Source organism: Dietzia sp. DQ12-76 (assembly GCF_014145045.1).
GTDB lineage: Bacteria > Actinomycetota > Actinomycetes > Mycobacteriales > Mycobacteriaceae > Dietzia.
On sequence record NZ_JAALDV010000224.1, the window covers coordinates 1 to 4,552 of the forward strand.

4 protein-coding genes are annotated in these 4,552 nt (G+C 70.3%); 1 reads left to right on the forward strand and 3 read right to left on the reverse strand.

The genetic code is table 11. The annotated features are described in order from the left end of the window. Positions 1-73: 73 nt before the first annotated feature. Together G6019_RS08605 and G6019_RS08610 are read right to left on the reverse strand one after the other, a co-directional pair. Positions 74-1,600: a catalase gene (locus tag G6019_RS08605; RefSeq protein ID WP_107755603.1), complete on the reverse strand. Its 1,527-nt coding sequence runs from the start codon at positions 1,598-1,600 to the stop codon at positions 74-76. A 49-nt stretch (positions 1,601-1,649) separates the two neighbouring features. Continuing rightward, entirely contained in the window at positions 1,650-2,096 is a 447-nt protein-coding gene (locus G6019_RS08610; RefSeq protein ID WP_107755602.1) for a Fur family transcriptional regulator, read from the reverse strand. 152 nt (positions 2,097-2,248) lie between these two features. Between G6019_RS08610 and G6019_RS08615 the strand changes: the two genes are divergently transcribed. Then, positions 2,249-3,103: a universal stress protein gene (locus G6019_RS08615; protein ID WP_107755601.1), complete on the forward strand. Its 855-nt coding sequence runs from the start codon at positions 2,249-2,251 to the stop codon at positions 3,101-3,103. Between the two features lies 1 nt (position 3,104). Here the strand turns inward: G6019_RS08615 and G6019_RS08620 are convergent. After that, positions 3,105-4,552 (reverse strand): hypothetical protein (locus G6019_RS08620; protein WP_182627417.1); only part of this gene is annotated, 1,448 nt, incomplete at its 5' end.

Genomic DNA, 4,552 nt, shown 5'->3' on the forward strand with positions numbered 1-4,552 from the left:
GGGCCCGACCCCGCCGGTCGCGGGATCGGGCCCTTCGCACCACCCGTGCCGGCCTCGCCGGACTACGGCGTCGTCACTCCTGGCGACGGTGGTTGCCGCGCGGACCGGACTCGACGCCGGCCTTGACCGCCTCGCACAGCCCGGGGTCCACAGCGGCCCAGTAGGCGTAGACGCGCTCGAGGAGCTCGGTCTCCGACGGGTCGATCTTGCTCACGTGGCCGGCGATGTTGCCCGCCAGACGACCGCGGGCGGCGTCGTCGAGGACCTCGCGGTAGAGCGTCGTCGCCTGCGCCTGATCGGTGTCGTCGGAGTGCGGCGAGACGTCCCCACGGTAGATCTCGGAGCCCTTGGTGTCCCAGTCACCGAAGTCGAAGGCCTGGGCCTTGTCCGCGGCGGGGCCGTCGAGGGTGTTGGGGGCGTACTCGGCCTGCGCCGGGTGCGGGAACTCGTACTGCATGGAGCCCTCCTTGGAGTAGGAGTTCACCGGCGAGAGCGGGCGGTTGACCGGAATCTGCTGGTAGTTGGCGCCGATGCGGTAGCGCTGGATGTCCGGGTACGCGAAGACGCGGCCGAGCAGCATCTTGTCCGGCGAGAAGCCGATGCCCTTGACGATGTTGGTCGGCGCGAACGCGGCCTGCTCGATCTGGGCGTGGTGGTTCTGCGGGTTCCGGTTCAGCGTCATGGTGCCGATCTTGCGCAGCGGGTAGTCCTTCTGCGACCAGACCTTGGTGAGGTCGAACGGGTTGAAGCGGTAGGTCGCCGCCTCGTCGACCGGCATCACCTGGACGTGCAGGTCCCACGACGGGAACTCGCCCTTGCTGATGGACTCGTAGAGGTCCTGGCGGTGGTAGTCGGCGTTCTCCCCGGCGAGCTTGTCGGCCTCGGCCTGGGTGAGGAAGTCGATGCCCTGGTTGGTCTTGAAGTGGAACTTGACCCAGTGCCGCACGCCTTCGGCGTTGATGAACTGGTAGGTGTGCGAGCCGAAGCCGTCCATGTGGCGCCAGGTGGCGGGGATGCCGCGGTCGCCCATGAGCCAGGTGACCTGGTGGGTCGACTCGGGGCTGAGGGTCCAGAAGTCCCACTGCATGGCGTGGTTGCGCAGGCCGGAGGCGTTCTTGCGGCGCTGCGAGTGAATGAAGTCCGGGAACTTGAGGGCGTCGCGGACGAAGAAGACCGGCGTGTTGTTGCCGACCATGTCGTAGTTGCCCTCGTCGGTGTAGAACTTCAGCGCGAAACCGCGCGGGTCGCGCCAGGTGTCCGGGCTGCCCTTCTCGCCGGCGACGGTGGAGAAGCGGGCGAGCATCGGGGTGGTCACGCCCTTCTGGAACAGCCCGGCGCAGGTGATGTCCGAGACGTCCTCGGTGGTGACGAACTCGCCGAAGGCGCCGGAGCCCTTGGCGTGCGGCAGCCGCTCCGGGACGTTCTCGCGGTTGAAGTGGGCGAGCTTCTCGATCAGGTAGAAGTCGTGGATCGGCTGCGGACCCAACTCACCGAGCCGGGCGCTGAACTCATCGCTCGGAACCGGCTGTCCGCTGTCGGTGGTGGTGGCGGAGTTGGGCTGGAAGTCGCGTACGCCGCGGTCGGCGGGATGCGTGGTCACGTCTGATGCTCCTCGAGGTGGTGGGGTGATGGGCGGTGTGGTCTAGGTCTCAATCTTCACCGAGACGGGCGCCGCCCGCCTGACATTCGGGACATGTGCCCCAGTAGTTGACCTCGGCCTCGTCGATCAGGAAGCCGTGATCGTGGTCCGCCTGCAGGCAGGGTGCGTGCCCTACCGCGCATTCGACATCCTCGATCCGGCCACACTGCCGGCACACGAGGTGGTGATGGTTGTCCCCGGTGCGACGCTCGTACCGCGCCGGCGAACCGGCCGGTTCGATGCGTCGCATGAGGCCGACATCGGTACACACACGCAGCGCGTCGTAGACGGTCTGTGTGGAGACCGCGCCCAGCCGCTCCCGGACCAGTACCGCGACGTCTTCCGCCGCGATGTGGGGACGACTGTCGACGACGGCGAGGACCGCCAGCCGGGGAGAGGTGACCCTCAGCCCGGCCGACCGGAGCTGCGCTCCCGGATCCTGCACGTCCGTCGTCATGGTGTCCACTGTAGCCAACTAATTGGAACTAGTCCAGAAAAGGACTGGTTCCGCTTTGGTAACGATGCCGATCGGCGGGCATCGACTCTCGTTTCCGCCCCCGCGCCCGCCGACTAGGCTGATCCACGACGCCGAACCCGCAGGAGGACGCCATGACGGAGACCGCCACCGGACCGGTCGTGTGCGGCTACGACGGGTCGCGGGATGCCCGCCGGGCCGTGTCCTGGGCCGCGACCTGGGCACGTGACCATCACACGACTCTCGAGGTGATCTCCGCCGACCGCGCCGTCGGTCGGGTCGTCGCCTTCGACGAGACCGCCCGCGCGAACGTCGAGGGCGCCATGCGGGACCAACTGGCCGACCTCGTCGGACAGGTCCCCACGACCTACCGCGTCGTGGCCGACAGTCCCGTCGGCGCGCTCGTCGAGACCACGGGGTATGCCTCGGCGATCGTGGTGGGCAGCCGCGGCCTGACGGCCCGCGAGGACTTCGCCATGGGATCCACCTCGGCCGGGGTGGTCGAACACGCCAGGTGCCCCGTCCTCGTGATCACCCCGCGCACGCCGGAGGGCCACGACAGCGGCCCGGTGGTGCTGGCCGCCGACGGGTCCGAGGCCGGGGACCCGGCCGCGGCGTTCGCCTTCGCCGAGGCCGAACGCCGTGGCACCACTCTGCGTGTCGTCCACTCCGTCGAGGCCCCCCGCCTGCCGGGCGCGTCGCTGTTCGACCTCGATCAGCTCGCGGAGGATGTCCTCGCCGAGGACGAGAAGGCCGTCACCGACGCCCTCGCCCCACATGAGGCCCGCCATCCGGGAGTGCCCGTCGACCTGGTCCTCGTCGTCGGTGAACCCGCCACGACCATCGCCACCGAGGCCTCGGGGGCCGCACTCCTGGTGACCGGGTCACGCGGGCACGGCGGGTTCGCCGGACTGTTGCTGGGATCGGTCAGTCGACGCCTGCTCCAGACCGCGCCGTGCGCTGTCGCCGTGGTCCGCCCCACCGACTGAGTCACCGCGAGCCCTCGGTCGTCGGCCCGATCCGGAGCATCCGGGTGAGGGTGGGTTGCCACATCACTCCTGCCCCGTCGCCGCGGGAGACGATGGTCCCGGTGAGCTCCATCGGCTCGTCCAGCGGGGCCACGCCGACGAAGGAACGGGCCACCTCCACGCCGGTCTCCACATCCGTCGAGGTCACGTCCACCGGACCGAACTTCTGCGCCAGCCCCTGATCCAGGGCGGGATGCACCCCCGAGGGGCCGTATGCCAGGGCGTGAATCTGCCCGTCACCCGTGGTGAGCTTGGGCAACGAGGCGGTGCGTGCGAGTGAGGTCCATGCCCGTGAGCAGGCACCCCCCACTCCCCCGGCCCCGTCGCTCCGCACGTCGATGCGGGTCATTCCCCCCGTGTACGGGGCGGACGCGGGCACGGCCGGGCCGTCGACGGCGAACGGCGGGTACTCGTACCCGTACGTGTTGACCAGCACCAACGCATCGCCGACCGCGATGATTGAGTTCTCCGTGGCCGCCGGCCCCTCGATCACCACACCGTCCGGGGCGGCGGAGGCCGGTGCGAGTGACGTGGCGAACGCCGGCATCCTGCACACCTGCGAACCGTCGCCGCGACGCAGGACGATCAGATCGGGATGCTCGGCGTCATCGGTGATCGCCACCAGCGAGTCACCCGGGCCGAAGTAGGTGGGCGTGGTTCCGGAACCGTGAGCCAGCAGGCCGGGCTTGCGTGCCGGGCCCACCTCGTAGCCGTGCCGCCACCGCACCTGCGGGCTCCCGTCGGGCGCCGCGTCGACCTCGTAGAGCGCACGGGTCGTGATCACCGAGGCGCCACCCGGCCGGACGGTCAGCCCGTTGGTGATCCTCTCCCCTGCCGGCAGGGCGAGGGTGCGCACGGTGTCGTCGTCGCCGGGGAGAACGGTTCCCACCACCCCGCCCGAGGTCGCGAACCAGATCCGTCCGTCGAAGGCGGGGATCAGGCCGGTCACCGCGTCCCCGTCCGGGACGCCCGCCGAGAGGTCGGCCAGGACCTCGACCGACATCCGCCAGGTTCCGTCCGGGTCGCGATGGTGCCCGACGGCGAGGAGCCTGCGGTTGCCGTCGGCCACCACCACCCGGTCGCGCTCGTCGAGGTAGCCGTACACCCCACCGAGCAGTGCGCCCTTGGCCAACTGCACCTCCGCCAGCACCGCCGCGGTCTCGGGGTGGAAGAGCTTCACCGTCGGCGCGAGCGGGGTCGGCGGATGGAGTCCCACGTACGAGGTGCACAGGGCGACGGGCATGCCGTCGGTCCCGACGAAGACGGTGGAACACGTGGCCCCGGTCAGGGCGCCCACGACGGCGGGGTTCGCTCCCGGCCCGCGACCGGGCATCGTGTCGGTGGACGCCACGTCCCCGTGGACCGTGGAGGTACCGGCGGGGCCCAGCCCGGGCGGTGCGGCCGACTGGG